Origin of the sequence: Dawidia cretensis, from assembly GCF_018598175.1 — a bacterium.
GTDB classification, from domain to species: Bacteria; Bacteroidota; Bacteroidia; order Cytophagales; family Cyclobacteriaceae; genus Ohtaekwangia; species Ohtaekwangia cretensis.
In genome coordinates this window covers 1-314 of record NZ_JAHESE010000164.1, presented here as the reverse complement: position 1 = coordinate 314, position 314 = coordinate 1, and the positions used below count along the sequence as shown (strand labels likewise).

General features: G+C 59.2%; 1 protein-coding gene. It reads left to right on the top strand.

What is annotated here, in order from left to right; genetic code table 11:
* The coding region (locus KK062_RS30200; protein WP_254088105.1) for a hypothetical protein at window positions 1-314 on the top strand (314 nt) is incomplete at both ends.

Genomic DNA, 314 nt, shown 5'->3' with positions numbered 1-314 from the left:
TATCAGCTGGGGTTCACGGCCTCGCGGACATCGGTCTTTCTAACCGCCAACTATGCCCGCCTCGGCAACGACCACCTACAAGACCGAAACAGCGGGCTCACCCTCGGCGCATCAAAGCCCTTTGCCGCGGGCAAGGTGGTCCTGACCGGTTCCACGGGGTATATACTCAGTGACCGCAACGGCGAGCAGGGTTACATTCTGAACGAGTCCTTGCATGCACGGTATACCCTCCATCCCAAACACAGCGTGCAGGCTACGGTCGTGTTACTGGGGCATTATCCCGACCTGTCTCGTATACACAACGCCGAGCCCAC